We start from the raw sequence: 17498 nt of genomic DNA, 5'->3' as shown, positions 1-17498 counted from the left end.
GCCATATATGGGATATGGATGCCTGCCCAACGGCGGAAGGGTGAGAGCCTTGAGCACCTTGGACGAAGAACAGTCAAAGATGATGGAAGCGGAGTCGGATCTGGAGCCCCGCGTGGGCCCGATCCCCAAAGGGGAGCCGTACTTCCACCCCTACCATCACCCCGCCGCAGGCTGGGGCGCGGCCACCAGCGTGACCAAGTTCCTGCTGCGCGAGGGCACCCTGGTCGAGGGCCCGCGGGCGATCATGAAGATGAACCACGAGAACGGTGGTTTCGACTGTCCCGGGTGCGCCTGGCCCGATGACACCAAGGGCCTGAAACTCGACATCTGCGAGAACGGCATCAAGCACGTCACCTGGGAGCTGACCCACAAACGGGCCGGCCGGGAACTCTTCGCCCGCCACACGGTGAGCGAGATGCACGAATGGAGCGACTACAAGCTGGAGGACCAGGGCCGCCTCACCGAGCCCATGGTCTACGACGCGGCCACCGACCACTATGTGCCGATCTCCTGGCACGACGCGTTCGAGCTGGTCGGACGGCACCTGCGCAACCTGGAGAACCCCAACCAGGCGTCGTACTACACCTCCGGACGCCTCGGCAACGAGGCGACGTTCCTGTACCAGCTGATGGCACGCGAGCTGGGCACCAACAACCTGCCCGACTGCTCCAACATGTGCCACGAGGCATCCGGACGCGCCCTGCAGGCGTCCCTCGGCACCGGAAAGGGCACCGTCGACCTCAAGGACTGGGAGGCCACCGACGCCCTCTTCGTCATCGGCGTCAACGTCGCCTCCAACGCGCCCCGGATGCTGACCTCGCTCACCGAGGCCTTCGACCGCGGCGCGCAGATCGTCCACATCAACCCGTTCATCGAGGCGGGCGCCACCAAGGCGATCATCCCGCACGACTTCGTGGACATGGCCACGTTCCATGCCACGCGGACCAGCACGCTGGACCTCCAGCCGCGGGTCGGCGGGGACATGGCGCTGCTGCGCGGCATGGCCAAGGCGGTCCTGGAGCAGGCGAAGACCGACCCCAAGGCGATCGACAAGCAGTTCATCGAGCGCCACACCACCGGCTTCGAGGAGTACCGGGCCCTCTGCGAGTCCACTCCGTGGGAGGAGCTGGAGCGGCAGTCCTCGCTCAGCCGGGCCGAGATCCTCAAGGCGGCGCGCATCTACACCGACGCCGACCGCTCCATCATCAGCTGGTGCCTCGGGATCACCCAGCACGAGCATGGGGTGGACACGGTCCGCGAGATCGTGAACCTGCTGCTGCTCCGCGGCAACCTCGGCCGCGAGGGCGCGGGACCGTCCCCCGTACGCGGGCACAGCAATGTGCAGGGCAACCGCACCTGCGGCATCGACCACCGTCCGGAGCCGGAGTTCCTGGACCGGCTGGCCGAGGTCTGCAAGATCAACCCCCCGCGCGACCACGGTCTCGACACCATCGGCACGCTCCAGGCGATGAACCGGGGCGACGTCAAGGTGTTCATCGGCATGGGCGGCAACTTCGCCCTCGCCGTGCCCGACTCGCCGTTCAGCTACGAGGCGCTGCGCAACTGCGACCTCACGGTCCAGGTCAGCACCAAGCTGAACCGCAGCCACGTGGTCCACGGCAAGGAGGCGCTGATCCTTCCGTGCCTCGCCCGCACCGACAAGGACCACCAGCGCAACGGCGTCCAGAGCACCTCCGTCGAGGACTCGATGTCCATGGTGCACCTGTCGGTCGGCATGAAGCGGCCCGCCTCCAAGCACCTGCTGTCGGAGCCCGCGATCATCTCCGGCATGGCGCGTGCGGCGCTGCCCGCGAGCCCCACGCCGTGGGAGTGGTACATCGAGGACTACGACCGCATCCGGGACACCATGTCCGAGGTGCTCGACGGGTTCGAGGACTTCAACCGCCGGGTGCGGCTGCCGCTGGGCTTCCGCATCAAGCAGCCCGCCCGCGAGCTGATCTTCCTCACCGAGTCCGGCAAGGCGGAGTTCTCCCACGCGCCGCTGCCGGACGTGGTCCCGCCGCCCGGGATGCTGATGCTGGGCACCATGCGGTCGCACGACCAGTGGAACACCACGATCTACTCGGACAACGACCGCTACCGGGGCATCAAGAACCTGCGCGAACTCGTCTTCATGAACGAGGACGACATGCGCGAGCGCGGCATCTCGGAGTTCGACCCCGTGAACATCGTCTCCACGGCGAAGGACGGCAGCCACCGCTACCTCGACGGCTACCTCGCCATCCCGTACGACATGCCCCGGGGCTGCGCGGCCGGCTACATGCCCGAGATGAACGTCCTGATCGCCCTGTGCGACTACAGCACCCAGAGCGACCAGCCCCTCATGAAGCAGGTCAGAGTCCACATCACCGCGGCAACCTGACCCCTTTCCCCGCCGAAGGCCGAGCGGCCTCCCTCTTTGCGAGGGGGGCCGTTTGGTGTGTTGGGGGGAGGGGCGCGTGGTGTGTCGGGGAGTGAGGGGGAGAGGCCGCTTGGTGTGTTGGGGCGTGAGGGGGCGTTTGGTGTGTCGGGGCGTTAGGGGGATAGACCGCTTGGTGTGCTGGGGGTGCGCCGGGGAGGGGTGCGCGGGATTGTTGGGCGCGTTCGGGGTCTTCGCCGGGTCGTGTGCGGCGGCCCGGGTCCGGACGAAGCCCCCTGTGCTGGGGACTGCTTTCGCGGGCGTCGCCGCTCCCACTGAGACCCACCGCCCGGCCTCTGCGCCGGCCCCGCACCTCGGACGCGATGGGCCCCGCCGTCACGCGCCGGGTCGGTGTCCCGAACGAGCGTCGCCGGCGCGGCTGTCCGGTGCGCTGAGGCTTTCCTGTTCCCAAGCGAAACCGAGCGTTCCCTCTCCGGGCGCCGCCTCCCCGCCGCCCGGGCGATTGGCCTCGGAGCTCCGGCAGGCCGACGCTGCCTTGCGCCAGCCGCGCGGGATCGCCACGGGGCGCGACTTGCCAGGGCAGCCCGGCGACCTGAACCCCGCTCCCCGCCGAAGGGCAACGGCCTCCCGCCTGGCGAGGGGGCAGCCGGGTGCGCGGGGGCATGACGGGGAGGGCAGCCGGGTGCGCAGGGGTGTGACGGGGAGGGGGTGGCCGGTGTGTTGGGGGGGTGAGGGGGAGGGGGACCAACTGGGTGTGTGGGGGTGTGACGGGGAGGCTGCGCGAGATTCGGCGGGTGCGCCCGGAGCCATCGCCGGCCGCGTGTGTCGCCCCCAGCCCGGTGAAGCCCCCGCCGGCCGGGGACTTGCCCTCGCGGGCGTCGCCGCTCCCACCGCCGTGCCCGCCCCGGACCTCGCGCGCGGTGGACCGGCTACCGCCACGCGCCGGACCGGTGCCCCGTGTGAGCGTCACCGACACGGCTGTCCGGCGCGCCGAGGCTTCCCTGTGCCGAGCGATACCGGGTCCCCCTCCGGGCGCCGACCCTCTGCTGCTGCCGCCGCTGCCGCTGCCGCTGCCGCTGCCGCTGCTGCCGCCGCTGCCGCTGCCGCTGCCGCTGCCGTCCTCCGCCCGGGCGCTTGCTCCCGGACGCGGCAGGCGGCGTTGCCTCGTTCCGGGTCGGCTGCATGCGACCGCCACGGGCGCGGCTTGTTACGGTCGTCTGGCGACCCGAGGCCTCTCGCCCCCGCTCGTCTCCGCTTCGCTTGCGCTCAACGGCGGGGCGCTGGCGCTGCGTTGGGCCGGGTCGGCTGTGCGCGGCCGCCGTGAGCGTGGCTTGGGCGGCGCGCCGAGGCTTCGCGCCGCCGCTCGGCTCTGCTTCGCCGGCGTTCAACGGCGGGGTGCCAGCGCTGCCTTGGGCTGGGTCGGCTGTGCGTGGCCGTCGTGGGCGTGGCTTGTCGCGGCTGGGCGGCGAGCTGAGGCTTCGCGCCGCCGTTCGACTCTGCTTTGCCGGTGCTCAACGTCCGAGCGTCGGTGCTGCCCTGTGTTACTCGGGCTGCGTGCGGCCGTCCGGTGCGTCGAGGTCTCCGCCTCCATTTAATTCCGCTCCGTCGGTGCTCAACGTCCGCGTGCTGGGTCGGCCGTGGCTTGTTAGGGGCGCCTGGTGAGCCGATGCCTCTTGCCCCCGTTCGGCTCCGCTCAACGTCGGGGCGTCGGCGCTGCGTTGGGTCGGGTCGGCTGTGCGCGGCCGCCCCTGGGCATGGCTTGTCACGGTTGGGCGATGAGCTGAGGCTTCGCGCCGCCGCTCGACTCTGCTTCGCCGGCATTCAACGACCGGGCGCCCGCGCTGCCTTGCGCCAGTTTGGCTGCGTGTGGCCGTCCGGTGCGGCTAGGTCTCCGCCTCCATTCGACTTCGCTCTGTCGGCGCTCAACGTCCGTGCGCTGGGTCGGCCGCGGCTTGGTACGGCCGTCTGGTAAGCCGATGCCTCTTGCCCCCCGTCCGGCTCCGCTCAACGTCCGGGCGTCGGTGGTGCGGGGTGGGGTCGTTACGGTCGGGCGGGGTGGCGAGGTGTGCCCGTTCGACTCCGTCCACGGCCGGGCGGCTGTGCTGCTGCGGTCGTCGTGGGCTCGGCTGGCTGCGGGTGTTCGGGGTGCCGAGGCTCCGGCCGTTCCGACGGGGCCCAACCTCGGGGCGTTGCCGTCGTCTTCGGGGTCGTACCAACTGCCCAGTACAGCTGCGGCAGTCCGGCGTGTCGAGGCTCCCCGGTTCCGTGGGGGACCGGGGAGCCTCGGTGGGGGGGGATTGTCAGTGGCCCGAGGGGATGTGGTGGACCGCGATGCGCTTGCTGAAGACCCAGTACGTCCAGCTCTGGTACAGGATGATGAGCGGAGCGAAGATCGCGGTGACGATGCTCATCACGGTCAGCGTGTAGGAGCCGGACGAGGCGTTGCTCACCGTCAGGGACCAGTTGGGGTTGAGCGTGGAGGGCATGACGTCCGGGAAGAGCGCCAGGAACAGCATCGCGATCGCCGCCACGATGCTCAGCCCGGAGAAGATGAACGCCCAGCCCTCACGGCCCAGTTGGTTGAAGAACAGGGCCACGGGGAGCGCCACGAACGCGACGATCATGATGGCGAGGCTCTCGCCGTTGCCGGAGTTCACCTGGGTCCAGATGAGGAAGGCGAGCACCAGCGGAAGGGTGATCAGCCCCAGGAGGGGCGCGAACTTCCGGGCCCGCTCCCGGATCTCACCCGCCGTCTTCAGCGCCACGAAGATCGAGCCGTGGGTGACACAGACCGCCAGCAGGGCGAACCCGCCGAGAATCGCGTACCCGTTGAACAGCTCGCCGGGCGTGCCCACGTACGACTTGTCCGCGTTGATCGCGACGCCGCGCACGATGTTGGCGAAGATGACGCCCCACAGGAACGGCAGAATCAGCGAGGTCCAGAACGTGACCTGCTCCCAGCTGCGCTGCCAGCGCTCGTTGTCCCGTTTGCCGCGGTACTCGAAGGACACACCCCGCGCGATCAGACAGAGCACGATGATCAGCAGCGGGATGTAGAAGCCGCTGAACATGGTGGCGTACCAGTCCGGGAAGGCCGCGAAGGTGGCGCCGGCGGCCGCGATCACCCAGACCTCGTTGCCGTCCCAGACGGGCGCGATCGTGTTGATGAGGACGCGCCGTTCCTTGTCGTTGCGGGCCATCACCTGGGTGAGGACACCGACTCCGAAGTCGAATCCCTCCAGGAAGAAGTACCCGACCCACAGGAGGGCGATCAGGATGAACCAGAGATCGTGGAGATACATGACCGTCCGTCCTCAGTAGGCGATGGCGAGGGGCTTGTCCTGGTCGTCCGGGGACATGCGCATGGTCGGATCCTTGGACGGCGGTTTCTCCTCGACGTCCGGACCGGGTTTGGCGTACTTGACCATGAGCCCCCCTTCCACCACCGCGAGAATCGCGTAGACGGCGCTGAGGGCGGCCAGCGAGCCGATCTGGGTACCGATGCTCACGTTCGGGGAGACGGCGTCCGCGGTCTTCATGAGGTGGAAGACGACCCAGGGCTGGCGGCCCATCTCGGTGAAGATCCAGCCGAAGCTGTTGGCGATCAGGGGGAAGCCCAGCGTGAGCATCACGATGCGCCAGCTCCACTTGGTGAAGAAGTCGTTCATCCTGATCTTGTTGGTGATCATCAGGTTGGGCGGCTCGTCCTCACCGGTGCGGTATCTGGACTGCAGCCAGAATTTCTTGCGTGTGAGCCAGAGGCCGAGGACGCCGATGCCGAAGCTCGTCATCCCGAAGAAGATCATGAGCCGGAAGCCCCAGTACGTCATGAAGATGTTCGGGATGTAGTCCTCGCGGCTGCCGCCGAACAGCGCGACCTGTTCGTCGGCGCGGTTGTTGATGCCGGGGACGGGCGAGTGGAAGTTGCTCTTGGCGAGGAAGGACAACAGGCCGGGAAGCTCCAGCGCGACGTCGTTGCGCCCCTCGTTGACGTTGCCCACCGAGAGGATCGAGAAGGGTGCGGGTCCCTGGGTGTCCCACAGGGCCTCGGCCGCGGCCATCTTCATCGGCTGCTGGCGGAACATGACCTTGCCCAGCTGGTCGCCGCTGAACGCGGTCAGGATGCCGGCGATGAGCATGACGATGAGCGAGCACTTCAGGGAGGCCCGCATGGCGGCGATCCGGCGGCGGTCGGTGTCCTTGCCCCGCTTGGCCCGCCACAGGTGATAGGCGGCGATGCCCATCACGAAGGCCGCGCCGGTGATGAAGGCCGCCGACAGGGTGTGCCAGACCTGCGTCAGGGTCGTGTCCTGGAACAGCACGCGCCAGATGTTGACGAGCCGGGCCTTGCCGGAGACGGGGTCGATCCGGTAACCGACGGGGTGCTGCATGAAGGAGTTGGCCGCCAGGATGAAGTACGCCGAGAGCAGGCTGCCGATCGTGACGACCCAGATGCACGCGAGGTGCACCTTCTTCGGCAGCCGGTGCCAGCCGAAGATCCACAGGCCGATGAACACGGACTCGAAGAAGAAGGCGATCAGCGCCTCCATCGCCAGCGGGGCACCGAACACGTCACCGACGAAGCGGGAGTAGGTGGACCAGTTCATGCCGAACTGGAACTCCTGGAAGATGCCCGTGACCACACCCAGCGCGATGTTGATCAGCAGGAGCTTGCCCCAGAACTTGGTCGCGTGGAAGTACTTCTCCTTTCCTGTCCGCACCCAGGCCGTCTCCAGACCGGCGACGATGCCTCCCAGACCGATGCTGAGCGGGACGAAGAGGAAGTGGTAGACGGTGGTGACACCGAACTGCCATCGGGCGATGGTCTCGTGAGCGATTGCTAGTTCCACTGCGTCCTTCTCTCGCTTCGATCCAGCCGCATTGTGGCTAAAAGGTATCTCCAGTGCATAGTCGCGTCGACTCGAACAAATGCGGAGGAACCGGGCGAGCCGTGAAACGGGCCCCGGCGGTCGGGTGCCCTCCCAGGTTCGTTCTGCCGGACGGGTGAGCCGGACACGCGGACGGGGGCGGGCTGTTCGGGTGAGCGGGGGCGTGGACGGGGACCGGACGGGCGCGGGCGGTCTCGCGCGCAGGGCCGCACCTGCGTGCCGGAAGGGTGGATTCAGTGTGCAGATGCGACCTTTATGCGGCATTTATTCCGTAAATGGTTTGCCCCCACAATCGAATAGGGGCGGCTTTGTCCTATTGCCCGTCGCGCTTTCCTTCACGTTCGGCGCATAACCGGCCGGTAATCACGCGAGAGCTGTTTGGAAGGCGGGCCCCTCCACCAGCAGACTCGGCACCATGAGATCCACGGACACCGCCTCATGACCTCCGCCCTCGTGGTCGGCGGCGGCCCCAACGGGCTCGCCGCCGCGGCCCTGCTCGCCCGCGCGGGTCTCGAGGTCACCCTGCTGGAGGCCTCGGACGAGGCCGGCGGCGGCACCCGCAGTTACGAGGCCCTCGTGCCCGGCCTGCTGCACGACCACTGCTCCGCCATCCACCCCATGGCCGTCACCTCGCCCGCGCTGCGCGCCCTGGACCTGGAACGCCACGGGCTGCGCTGGCGGCTGCCCGAGATCGACTGCGTCCACCCCCTGGACGGCGGCGACGCGGGCGTGCTGCTGCGCTCCGTCGAGGACACCGCACGCCTGCTCGGCGCCGACGGCGACCGCTACCGCGCCCTCCTCGGGCCCGCCGTACGGAACTGGGACGCGCTCGCCCAGGACGTGATGGGCCCCCTGCTGCGCATGCCCTCGCACCCGCTGCTGCTCGCCCGGTTCGGGCTGCCCACCACCCTGCCCGCCGCCGCCCTCGCCAGGCTGTTCACCACCGAGCGGGCCCGCGCCCTGTGGGCCGGGGTCGCCGCCCACGCCTACCGCCCGCTGAACCGCCCGCTCACCTCGGCCATCGGGCTCGGCATCCTCGCCGCCGGGCACGCGGCCGGCTGGGCCGTCGCCGAGGGCGGCTCGCAGTCCATCGCCCGCGCGCTGGAGAAGGTCCTGCGTGAGCACGGCGGCACGATCCACACCGGCGTCCGCGTCACCGGCCACCGGCAGCTCCCGCCCGCCGACGTCACCCTGCTCGACCTCGACCCCGGCCAGACACTGTCGATCTACGGCGACCTGCTGCCCGCCCGGACCCGGGCCGCCTACCGGCGCTTCCGGCGCGGCCCCGGCGCCTACAAACTCGACCTGGCCGTCGAGGGCGGCGTCCCCTGGACCGACCCGGACGCCCGGCGCGCGGGCACCGTCCACCTCGGCGGCACCTTCGCGGAGATCGCCCGCGCCGAGCGCGAGGTCTCGGCGGGCCGGATGCCCGAGCGGCCCTTCGTCCTGGTCGGCCAGCAGTACCTGGCCGACCCCGGCCGCTCGGTGGGCGACGTGCACCCGGTCTGGGCGTACGCCCATGTGCCGTACGGCTACGACGGCGACGCCACGGGCGCGGTTCTGGCCCAGCTGGAGCGGTTCGCGCCGGGGGTGCGTGAGCGCGTCATCGGCATGGAGGTCACCCGGCCCGCCGGGTTCGCCGCCGCCAACCCCAACTTCGCGGGCGGCGACATCCTCACCGGCGCCAAGACCGTGCCCCAGCTGGTGTTCGGCGGCCGTCCCGCCCTCGACCCGTACGCCACGGGGCTGCCCGGGGTGTTCCTGTGCTCGGCGGCCACGCCTCCCGGGCCGGGCGCCCACGGGATGTGCGGCGCGGGCGCGGCGGCCTCGGCGCTGCGGCACCTTGGCATGCGGGCCGATCTGCTCGCGGGGTGAGGGTGTGGGGCCTGGGCACGTGTGGGCTGAGCACGTGTGGCCTGGGCATGTGTGGGCCGGGCACGTGTGGCCTGGGCACGTGTGGCCTGGGCATGTGTGGGCCGGGCACGTGTGGCCTGGGCACGTGTGGCCTGGGCATGTGTGGGCTGAGCACGTGTGGGCCGGGCACGTATGGCCCGAGCACATGTGCCCTGGGCACGTATGGGCTGAGCACATGTGGCCCCGGCACGTATGGCCTGAGCACATGTGGGCGGCCCCGGCTCAAGAGGCCGCCCACCAGCGCGTGTTCAGCTGCCCGCGAGGAGCTCCAGCGTGTCGATCACGCGGTTCGAGAAGCCCCACTCGTTGTCGTACCAGGCGACGACCTTGATGTGCCGGCCGTCCACCCGGGTCAGCGCCGAGTCGAAGATCGAGGAGGCCGGGTTGCCGACGATGTCGGCCGAGACCAGCGCGTCCTCCGAGTACTCCAGCACCCCGGCGAGCGGGCCCTCGGCGGCCGCGCGGTAGGCGGCCAGCACCTCGTCGCGGGTCACGTCGCGGGCCACCGTGGTGTTCAGCTCCACGATCGAGCCCACCGGCACCGGCACCCGGATCGAGTCGCCCGACAGCTTGCCGTCCAGGTTCGGCAGCACCAGGCCGATGGCCTTCGCCGCACCGGTCGTCGTCGGCACGATGTTCACCCCGGCGGCACGCGCCCGGCGGGGGTCGCGGTGCGGGCCGTCCTGGAGGTTCTGCTCCTGGGTATAGGCGTGCACCGTGGTCATGAAGCCGTGCTCGATGCCCGCGAGGTCGTCCAGGACGGCGGCCAGCGGCGCCAGCGCGTTGGTCGTGCAGGAGGCGTTGGAGACGACCGTGTGCAGCTCCGGGTCGTAGGCGTCGGTGTTCACGCCGTACGCCAGCGTCACGTCCGCGCCGTCCGACGGCGCGCTCACCAGCACCCGGCGCGCGCCCGCGTCGAGGTGGACGCGCGCGGCCTTGGCGGCGGTGAAGCGGCCCGTGGCCTCCAGGACGACGTCCACGCCCAGCTCCGCCCACGGCAGCCGCGCCGGGTCGCGCTCGGCGAGCACCTTGATGCGGCGGCCGTCGACCACCAGGGTGTCCCCGTCCACGGACACCGGGCGGCCCAGGCGTCCGGCGGTGGTGTCGAAGGCGAGCAGCCGGGCGAGCACGGCGGGTTCGGTGAGGTCGTTGACGGCGACCACGTCGAGGTCGCTGCCGCGCTCCAGCAGCGCGCGCAGCACATTGCGTCCGATGCGGCCGAATCCGTTGACGGCGATACGAGTCATGAATGGTGTCCCTTCCGTTCGCCCTCAGATTCGCGGGCGGCGCGCGGGCGGGGGAGCGGCGGGAGCGCCATGGTTCGCAAGGATCGTGCCAGGGCCTTTCGCGCCGCCGTGGCCGCCACTGTGGCCGCCGCCGTGGCTCAGCTCCCCTTGGTGAAGGTGCGCCGGTACTCGCTCGGCGTCGTGCCCAGCACGCGCTGGAAGTGCAGCCGCAGATTCGCGCCCGTACCGAGCCCCACCTCAGCCGCGATGCGCTCCACCCCGTGGTCCGAGCGCTCCAGCAGTTCGCGGGCCAGGTCGACCCGGGCCCGCGTCACCCACTCCATCGGTGTGTAGCCGGTGTCCTCCACGAACCGCCGCGAGAAGGTGCGCGGCGACACCGAGGCGTGCCGGGCCAGCGCCGCCAGGCTCAGCGGCTCCCCGAGCCTGCGCAGCGCCCACTCGCGGGTGCCGGCGAACCGCTCGCCCAGCGGTTCGGGCACACTGCGCGGCACGTACTGCGCCTGGCCGCCGCTGCGGTAGGGGGCCGCGACCAGGCGCCGGGCCGCGTGGTGGGAGGCGGCCACGCCGAGGTCGCCGCGCAGGACGTGCAGACACAGGTCGATGCCGGAGGCGGCGCCCGCCGAGGTGAGCACGCTGCCCTCGTCGACGAACAGCACGTTGCCGTCCACCCGGACCAGCGGATGCCGCTGGGCCAGGGCGCGGGTGTAGTGCCAGTGCGTGGTGGCCCGCTTCCCGTCGAGCAGCCCCGTGGCGGCCAGCGCGAACGCGCCCGTCGAGATCGCCGCGAGCCGCGCCCCGCGCGCGTGCGCGGCGAGCAGCGCCTCGACCACGGCGGCCGGCGGGTCCTCGCGGTCCGGGAACCGGTAGCCGGGCACGAACACGATGTCCGCCCACTCCAGCGCCTCAAGCCCGTGCGCCACGTGGTACGACAGCCCGTCGCCGCCGGTCACCAGACCGGGTTCGGCGCCGCAGACCCGTACCTCGTACGGCATGGAGGCGCGGGTGGTGAACACCTGGGCGGGGATGCCCACATCGAGCGGCTTGGCCCCTTCGAGGACGAGGACGGCGGCGCGGAAGAGCGGGGAGGACGGCACGGGGAGCAGCGTACGAGGAGGGCGAACCGGTACGTCGGCACGGCGTACGAGGAGGGTGAACCGGCGCGTCGGCACGGCGTGTTCACCGCGCGCCCACACCTTCCGGCCTGCCGGGAGAGGAAGATCACCCGGCCCCGGCGCGGTCTTGGCCGCGCACCCCTTACGCGGTACCGTCGGTGCGAAATCGATGACGGCGGAACGGAAGCCGGTGGAAGTCCGGCACGGTCGCGCCACTGTGAGCGGGGCCCCGGGAGGGGCAGCGCGAGTCAGACCCGTGGCCGTCGTCCTGTGCACCACCGAGATGGGACGCGAATTCCCGAGGAGGTCCTGCCATGGCGCAGACCGTCGCCCCGCCGACAGCCACCAGCCCCGCCGTACCCGCCAAGCTGCCGCTCAAGGACATCGCGCCCTGGGCCGTCTTCTTCGGCGTCCTCATGCTGATCCTGCTCTACTTCGTCGGCGCCGAGCAGGGCGCCACCTCCGTGTTCAGCGGCACGGACGTCCACGAGTGGGTGCACGACGCCCGCCACCTGCTCGGCTTCCCCTGCCACTGACGTAAGGGACGCCGCGACTCCCATGAACTCCGCAACGGTCAGAAACCTCCTCGTCCGGGGCATGCTGGCGGGTCTCGCCGCCGGGCTGCTCGCCCTGGTCGCCGCCTACTTCCTCGGTGAACCGAACGTCGACCGGGCGATCGCCTTCGAGGACGCCCACTCCCACGAGCACGAGATGGAGGTCGTCTCCCGCTCCCTGCAGTCCACCGCCGGTCTCGCCACCGGTGTCCTGGTCTACGGGGTCGCTTTCGGCGGCATCGCCGCGCTCGCCTTCTGCTTCGCGCTCGGCCGCGTCGGGCGCTTCGGCCCCCGCGCGACCGCGCTGCTGCTGTCCACGGCCGCGCTGCTCGCGGTGTACGTGGTGCCCTTCCTCAAGTACCCGGCGAACCCGCCCTCGGTGGGCGACCCGGACACCATCGGCAAGCGCACCACGCTGTACTTCCTGATGATGCTGCTCAGTGTGCTGCTCGCGATCGGCGCCACCCTGCTCGGCAAGCGGCTCGCCCCGGGCCTGGGCACCTGGTGGGCCACGGTCGTGGCCGTCGTCGCGTTCGCCGTGGTGATCGGCCTCGCGTACGCGTTCCTGCCGGTGATCAACGAGGTGCCCCGGGACTTCCCGGCCACCCTGCTGTGGCGCTTCCGGCTCGCCGCGCTGGCCGTGCAGGCCGTGCTGTGGGGCGGATTCGGGCTGCTCTTCGGCGAGTTGGCCGAGCGGCAGCTCAACCCGCGTCCGGCGAAGGTGCCTTCGGGCGCGGCGGTCGCGGCCTCGGGCTGAGCCCCCGGTACGACGACGAGAGGGCCCCGGGACCGTCCGGGGCCCTCTCGCGTTCGTCCGCCCGGCCCCCGCCACTGGGAGCGGCACGGGGTCATGGGCGAAGAGCGGCGCCCGGTGGGACCGAGTACCGGGCGTCTGCTCGTATAACTTAGCTTAGCCTTGCCTAAGTTTCATTGGCCAGTCCGGGAACGGCCGGATTCCGGCGGCGTCGGCGCGTCTTCCGCGAGCGGGCGGCCGAGGCGCAGATTCCAGCGCCCGGCGCGGCCGCTCAGCTCCGTGACGGTCAGCGGGGGTACGTCCAGCCGCCAGAACGTCTCGGCCGGCAGGCGCAGCGCGTGGACGACGGCCGCGCGGACGACGTCCGGCTCGACGACGGCGAGTGTGCGGGCATCCTCGGGTGCCGACTCCAGCCACGCGCCGACGCGTTGGCACAGGGCGCGCACCGACTCCCCGCCGTGCGGGGCGCTTTCGGGGTCGGCGAGCCAGAGCGTCAGCGCCTCGGGCTCTGTGGTGCCCACCTCCTCCAGGGTGCGGCCCCGCCAGCGGCCCGCGTCGAGGGGGGCCAGCTCGGACAACTCGTCGCCGTGCAGGCCTAGTTCGGACGCCGTCTCGTGGCAGCGGGCGCCGGGGGACCGTACGACCCGGTCGGCGCGGGGCACGGAGTCCGCCGCCGCGCGGGCGCGGGCCGCACCGGAGGTGTCCAGGGGGCCGAGCCCGTCGTAGAAGCGGGCCTGCCGCAGCGCCGGGCTGCTCGCGGGCGAGACGAGGAGGACACGGCTGGTCACGGGGCTCCTGACGCGGTCGTACGGGTGGACCGTGAACGTAACACCGTCACGGTGTGTCGAGGTCCGTGGCCCGCGAGACCTCCTCCCAGCTCGCCAACTCCGCCCGGACCGCGTCCAGATGGGCGACCAGGGCGTCCACCGCGTCACCGCCGAGGGCGAGCCGCAGCGGGGTGTGCCCGGCGTCCAGAGCCTGCCGGATCGCGCGGGCGGCCTTCGCGGGGTCGCCGGGCTGGGTGCCGGCGCCGTCCCGTACCAGCCGCCGGGTCGTGCCGACCTTCTCCTCGTACGCCGGGTGCTCGGCGGAGAAGTACGCGGCGCCCTTGTCGAACAGGTTGGTGCGGAACGCGCCCGGCTCCACGATCAGCACCTTGACGCCGAACGGCGCCACCTCGTCGGCCAGTCCCTCCGACAGCTGCTCCAGGGCGGCCTTCGTCGCGCTGTAGGCGGAGAACCCGGCGAAGGACAACTGCCCGCCGTAACTGCTGATGTTGACGATCGCGCCGTCGCCCCGCTCCCGCATCCGCGGCAGCAGCGCCCGGGTCAGCCGCGCGGGGCCGAACACATGCAGCTCGAAGAGGTCCCGCAGCTCGTGGTCGGTGGTCTCCTCGAACGCGCCGACCTGGGTGCGCCCCGCGCTGTTCACCAGTACGTCCACCCGGCCGTAGCGGGCGAGTACGTCGGCGGCCACCGCGTCGACCCGCTCGCCGTCGGTGACGTCCAGCGCGACGGCCTCCACCAGATCGGGGTGCGCCTCGACCAGATCGGCCAGTGCCTCGGGGTGGCGCGCCGTACCGATCACCGTGTCACCGGCGGCGACCGCGGCCTCCGCGAGGGCGCGCCCGAAACCGCTGCTCGCCCCGGTGATCAGCCAGACCCTGCCCTTGTCGGTCATGTGTCCGTCTCCTTCGTGAACCGCCGTACGGGATCTTCCCGCCGGTGTCCTCCATCCTTCGCCGCCGTCCGGGCCCTGTCCAAGACCTGCTGTGATAGCCATGCGGCATGGATGTCCACGGACGGGATCTGCGCTACTTCGCCGCCGTAGCCGAGGAGTTGAGCTTCACCCGGGCGGCCGAGCGGCTGTTCGTGTCGCAGCCCGCGCTGAGCAAGCGGATACGGATGCTGGAGCGACAGCTCGGCACGGAGCTGTTCCTGCGGGACCGGCGGACCGTGCGGCTGACCCCGGTGGGGGAGGCCCTGCTGCCGCACGCCCGCGCTGTGCTGGCCGCCTGGACGGCGGCGGAGGCGGCCGTGGCGGAGGCCCGGGACGCCGAGCGCGGCACCCTGGTGATCGGCATGTCCACCAGCCCGGGACGCGGACTGCTGCCCGCCCTGCGGACCCGGTTGCTCTCCGCGCATCCCGCGGCGCGGCCTGTGCTGTGGCAGGTCAACTGGGCCGATTCCACCGCCGGGCTGGCCGACGGCACCAGTGATGTGGCCTTCGTCTGGCTGCCGTTGGCGGACGGTGAGCGTTATCGGTGGGCCGTGGTGGCTCAGGAGCCGCAGGTGGTGGCGTTGCCGCGCGGGCACCGGCTCATGGCGCAAGCCGAGGCGGATGACGAGGGGGCGGTGGACTTCGCCGACCTCCTCGACGAACCCTTCCTCGCCCTCCCGCCGGAGGCGGGTCCGGTGAGGGACTACTGGCTGGCCCTGGACGCCCGGGACGGACGCGCTCCCCGGATCGGCGCCGTGGTGGCCAGCGCCGAGGAGACCCACGAGGCGGTCGCCAACGGGCAGGGCGTGGTGCTGCTGGCCCGGGGCAACGCGCCGCTGGTCGTCCGGGACGAGGTGGTCGCCGTGCCGGTGCGGGGTCTCTCTCCGGCGCGGTTGGCGGTGGCCGCTCGGTGGGATGACGAACGGCCCCTGGTGCGGGGTTACTTGGAGGCGGCGGCGGAGGTGGGAGCCTTCTGACCCCACGTGCTCGCGTGATCTGGCGCCCTCACGGGCTCCGGCGTCCTTGCGCGCCTCGGCAACCTCACGCGCCCCCGCGTCCTCACGCTTCCGCCCCCAGCCGGCTCAGCGCCCCCGTCACCAGCGCCGCCGTGCCCGTCTCCAGGGTCAGCCGGGCGCTGGGGAGATAGTGCGGGGAGTGGTTGCCGGGCAGGGTGCGGAACTTCTCCGCCGGGGTGGTGCCGGGCGCGGCCGCCCACTGGGCCGGGCCGACCGTGCCCAGCATCCAGTAGGCGGCCAGGATGCCGGGGTGGCCGTGGAGGCCGGCGCCCGCGCCCGTGAGCAGGGGGAAGTCCTCGGTGGCCGTGGTGGCGGGCCAGCCCGTGACGCGGGACGGGCCGAACGCCGCGCGGTGGGCCTGCCGTACGGCCGCGGTGACCACGGGGTCCGACAGCGTGACCCCCGAGCGGGACAGCTCCGTGACGGTGACCCGGGGCGGCAGCGCGGCGGCGGCCGCCTCGGCGCGGGCCACGCGCTCCACGGCGGCGGCCGCGCCGGAGAGCACCGGCTCGGCGAACGCCCTGATGGTGACGCGGAGTTCGGCGCGCTCGGCGATGACGTTCCCGGCGTGAGCGGCGTCGCCCGTGCGCAGCGCGGAGGCCGTGACCGTCAGCCGTTCGGCCGGGTCGCTCTCCCGGGCCACGATCGCGGGCAGCCGGGTGACCACCCCGGCCGCCGCCGACAGCGGGTCGGCGGTCAGATGCGGGGTCGCCGCGTGACCGCCGTCGCCCTCGAAGACCAGCTCCAGCGTGCGGCTGCCCGCGAGCACCGGGCCGTTCGCGTGCGCCACCATCCCCGCCGGGAAGGCGGCCGTGTGCTGCGCCAGCACCACGTCGGGCACCGTGATCCGCTCGTACAGCCCGTCCTCCAGCATGGCCCGCGCCCCGCTCAGCGTCTCCTCGGCGGGCTGGCCGACGACCAGCAGCGTGCCGCGCCAGCTTTCCCGGTGGGTGGCGAACCAGCGGGCGGCCGCCGCCGCGCAGGCCAGGTGCGCGTCGTGGCCGCACGCGTGCATCACCGGCACCGGGCGCTCGTCGGGGCCGGGCGCGGTGACGGTGCTCGCGTAGGGGGCGCCGGTGCGCTCGGCGACCGGGAGCGCGTCGAGTTCGGCGCGCAGCAGGACGGCCGGGCCGTCGCCGTTGCGGAGTTCGGCGGCCACGCCGTGGCCGCCCACGCCCCGCAGCACGCGGAAGCCGTCCGACTCCAGCCAGTCGGCGAACAGGGCGGCGGTACGGGCCTCCGCGCCGGACAGCTCGGGGTGCCGGTGCAGATCGAGGTACAGCTCGGCGGCCGGGGCGAGCAGGGGGCGGATGTCCGGCGACTCGGCCCCGGTGGTGGGGGATTCACGGAGGTCGGGCACGGCGGGGCTCCTCGGGATCACGACCGGCCCGGGTGGAACGCGGGGGCGCGGTGGCGGGCTTGGGCGGAACATGTCAGCGATGTGACAGCGGAACGCCAGGGGGGTGACAACGGACGCGCGTAGAAAAGGAGGTGCCGAGGGCCACGGCCTCCGGCGGGTTCGCCGCACCACCGGCCGGGAGCCGTCCCGTCCGGAGTTACGTCCCCTGACCCGGAAGGAGCCATCATGGCTGACAACAACCTCGCCTCCCTCGCCCAGGAGATCCTGGACCTGGAGTCGGAAACCTTCGAGATCACCGACTACTCGGACGCCAGCGAGGTCATGCTCGGTTCGTCCACGAGCTGCTCCTCCACGAGCACCTGCTCCAGCACGACCAGCACCACCTCCTGCACCGCCTGACGCTCGTCGTCGGCCCGACGGTCCCCGGCGCGCACCTCGCGCGCCGGGGGCCGGCGGGGTGTAAGGGGCGGGGGGGAGGGACAGATGGGGAGAGGGGGGGGGTGGGGAAGAGTGTTATTTGGGGGGTGTATTTAGAGGTGGTGGGCGGTTAAAT

13 protein-coding genes and 1 riboswitch are annotated in these 17498 nt (G+C 71.7%); of the genes, 6 read left to right on the top strand and 7 right to left on the bottom strand.

Annotated elements, in window-relative coordinates; all coding sequences use genetic code 11:
- Nucleotides 1–79 precede the first annotated feature (79 nt).
- Nucleotides 80–2383 (top strand): FdhF/YdeP family oxidoreductase, encoded by a 2304-nt coding sequence (locus AB0898_RS26080; protein ID WP_366805512.1) that lies wholly within the window; start codon nucleotides 80–82, stop codon nucleotides 2381–2383.
- A 2297-nt stretch (nucleotides 2384–4680) separates the two neighbouring features.
- Here AB0898_RS26080 and cydB read toward each other — a convergent pair.
- On the bottom strand, nucleotides 4681–5682 hold the full coding sequence (gene cydB, locus AB0898_RS26075; protein ID WP_366805420.1) for a cytochrome d ubiquinol oxidase subunit II: 1002 nt from the start codon (nucleotides 5680–5682) through the stop codon (nucleotides 4681–4683).
- Between the two features lie 12 nt (nucleotides 5683–5694).
- Nucleotides 5695–7230 carry a cytochrome ubiquinol oxidase subunit I gene (locus AB0898_RS26070; protein WP_366805419.1) on the bottom strand — a complete coding sequence of 512 codons (1536 nt, stop codon included), beginning with the start codon at nucleotides 7228–7230 and terminating at the stop codon, nucleotides 5695–5697.
- A gap of 477 nt (nucleotides 7231–7707) precedes the next feature.
- Between AB0898_RS26070 and AB0898_RS26065 the strand changes: the two genes are divergently transcribed.
- Entirely contained in the window at nucleotides 7708–9144 is a 1437-nt protein-coding gene (locus AB0898_RS26065; protein ID WP_366805418.1) for an NAD(P)/FAD-dependent oxidoreductase, read from the top strand.
- 287 nt (nucleotides 9145–9431) lie between these two features.
- Here AB0898_RS26065 and gap read toward each other — a convergent pair whose 3' ends face one another.
- Both gap and AB0898_RS26055 read right to left on the bottom strand, forming a co-directional pair.
- Complete coding sequence (gene gap / locus AB0898_RS26060; protein ID WP_366805417.1) at nucleotides 9432–10430, bottom strand: type I glyceraldehyde-3-phosphate dehydrogenase; 999 nt, start codon at nucleotides 10428–10430, stop codon at nucleotides 9432–9434.
- A gap of 137 nt (nucleotides 10431–10567) precedes the next feature.
- Nucleotides 10568–11524 (bottom strand): helix-turn-helix domain-containing protein, encoded by a 957-nt coding sequence (locus AB0898_RS26055; RefSeq protein WP_366805416.1) that lies wholly within the window; start codon nucleotides 11522–11524, stop codon nucleotides 10568–10570.
- 157 nt (nucleotides 11525–11681) lie between these two features.
- A riboswitch (cobalamin riboswitch) is annotated at nucleotides 11682–11822 on the top strand.
- Nucleotides 11823–11856: 34 nt separating this feature from the next.
- Between AB0898_RS26055 and AB0898_RS26050 the strand changes: the two genes are divergently transcribed.
- Together AB0898_RS26050 and AB0898_RS26045 are read left to right on the top strand one after the other, a co-directional pair.
- A complete protein-coding gene (locus tag AB0898_RS26050; RefSeq protein ID WP_018548793.1) occupies nucleotides 11857–12078 on the top strand; it encodes a CbtB-domain containing protein in 222 nt (73 codons plus the stop codon).
- A 22-nt stretch (nucleotides 12079–12100) separates the two neighbouring features.
- Nucleotides 12101–12853 carry a CbtA family protein gene (locus tag AB0898_RS26045; RefSeq protein WP_366805415.1) on the top strand — a complete coding sequence of 251 codons (753 nt, stop codon included), beginning with the start codon at nucleotides 12101–12103 and terminating at the stop codon, nucleotides 12851–12853.
- A gap of 170 nt (nucleotides 12854–13023) precedes the next feature.
- Here AB0898_RS26045 and AB0898_RS26040 read toward each other — a convergent pair whose 3' ends face one another.
- Together AB0898_RS26040 and AB0898_RS26035 are read right to left on the bottom strand one after the other, a co-directional pair.
- Nucleotides 13024–13638 carry a histidine phosphatase family protein gene (locus AB0898_RS26040; protein ID WP_366805414.1) on the bottom strand — a complete coding sequence of 205 codons (615 nt, stop codon included), beginning with the start codon at nucleotides 13636–13638 and terminating at the stop codon, nucleotides 13024–13026.
- Nucleotides 13639–13684: 46 nt separating this feature from the next.
- Entirely contained in the window at nucleotides 13685–14530 is an 846-nt protein-coding gene (locus AB0898_RS26035; protein WP_366805413.1) for an oxidoreductase, read from the bottom strand.
- A gap of 107 nt (nucleotides 14531–14637) precedes the next feature.
- On the opposite strand from AB0898_RS26035, the gene AB0898_RS26030 reads away from it, so the two are divergent.
- A complete protein-coding gene (locus AB0898_RS26030) occupies nucleotides 14638–15546 on the top strand; it encodes a LysR family transcriptional regulator (protein ID WP_366805412.1) in 909 nt (302 codons plus the stop codon).
- An 82-nt stretch (nucleotides 15547–15628) separates the two neighbouring features.
- Here the strand turns inward: AB0898_RS26030 and AB0898_RS26025 are convergent, their stop codons facing one another.
- Nucleotides 15629–16945 carry an amidohydrolase gene (locus AB0898_RS26025; protein WP_366805411.1) on the bottom strand — a complete coding sequence of 439 codons (1317 nt, stop codon included), beginning with the start codon at nucleotides 16943–16945 and terminating at the stop codon, nucleotides 15629–15631.
- Between the two features lie 225 nt (nucleotides 16946–17170).
- On the opposite strand from AB0898_RS26025, the gene AB0898_RS26020 reads away from it, so the two are divergent.
- Nucleotides 17171–17344 (top strand): thiazolylpeptide-type bacteriocin, encoded by a 174-nt coding sequence (locus tag AB0898_RS26020; protein WP_018548797.1) that lies wholly within the window; start codon nucleotides 17171–17173, stop codon nucleotides 17342–17344.
- Nucleotides 17345–17498 lie beyond the last annotated feature (154 nt).

This window comes from Streptomyces sp. NPDC005435, assembly GCF_040703155.1.
Lineage (GTDB): Bacteria > Actinomycetota > Actinomycetes > Streptomycetales > Streptomycetaceae > Streptomyces.
Note: the sequence above shows the minus strand (reverse complement) of the source record. Positions and strands in the feature narration are given on the sequence as shown.